We start from the raw sequence: 1,132 nt of genomic DNA on the forward strand, positions 1-1,132 counted from the left end.
TCGCGATCGCTCAGTTAAAATCTAACCGAAAGGGATTGAGATCACTCATCTCGAAATCGAACCGAAGGGATCGTCGTGCGTATGTCCATCAAAAGCCGTCGAGAGTACCTTGCCAATGCCCGGGAGCGCTACTACAGGGCCAAGACCAGGTCCCAGAAATCCCAGATTATAGACGAAGTCGTGACCACCCTTGGCTATGCGAGAAAGTATGCCATCACCGTTCTCCGTCATCCGCCGAAGTCCACGGCTCGTCGAGTTTCTAAGCCCCGTCGCCGTAAGTACCAAGCGGCCATGTCCGTGATCCAGGTCGTTTGGGAGGCTCTGGACTATCCCTGTGCGGAACGGCTGCATCCGGTGCTGCTGTCCACCGCTGAACAGCTCGCTCAACACGGTGAAATCACCCTTACCGAACCGGTCCGTCAGGAGCTGGCCCAAATCAGCCGAGCCACTCTAGCTCGCCGCATCGCGGCCTGGCAAAAGCCCAGTGCCCGAAAGTTCTACACCCGCTCCAAGCCCCTCTCCAAGCTCCGGAGCGAAATCCCGGTGGATACCTACCATTGGGACGAGAATCGCCCGGGCGCATTGGAAATCGACCTGGTGGAACACAACGGCGGCTCCTCCATCGGACATTTTGCCTACACCATCTCCGTCGTGGACGTGGTCACCGGCTACAGTCGACGGCGGGCTATCCTTGGACGCAGCCAGAGGGCTGTACGGGACGCCCTCCAGCAGATTCTCGATGAATGGCCCTACCCTGTCTGGGGACTACACACGGACAACGGCGCGGAATTTATCAACCACCACCTACTCCAGTTCACCAAGCAGCGCGGCCTGCAGTTTACCCGCAGCCGCCCCTACAAAAAGAACGACAATGCCCATGTGGAGCAGAAAAACCGTACCCTCGTACGCGAGATTGTGGGCTACGCTCGTTACGATACACCCCAACATGTAGACTGGCCCAACACGGTCTACGGATGGCTTGATGTCTACGCCAACGCTTGTCTGCCCATACGCAAAATCATCCGGAAGCGGCGAGAAGGAAGCCAGGTTCGCAAATGGTTTGACGAGGCCCGTACGCCTCTCCGGCGCTTCTTAGAACGGGATCTCATAACTACAGACGACCAGCACGCCT

General features: G+C 57.8%; 1 protein-coding gene. It reads left to right on the forward strand.

Annotated elements, in window-relative coordinates:
• Window positions 1–81: 81 nt before the first annotated feature.
• A partial coding sequence (locus ASH01S_RS17595; RefSeq protein WP_067929726.1) for a DDE-type integrase/transposase/recombinase occupies window positions 82–1,132 on the forward strand: 1,051 nt, incomplete at its 3' end.

It is taken from the genome of Alicyclobacillus shizuokensis NBRC 103103, assembly GCF_001552255.1.
Lineage (GTDB): Bacteria > Bacillota > Bacilli > Alicyclobacillales > Alicyclobacillaceae > Alicyclobacillus_G > Alicyclobacillus_G shizuokensis.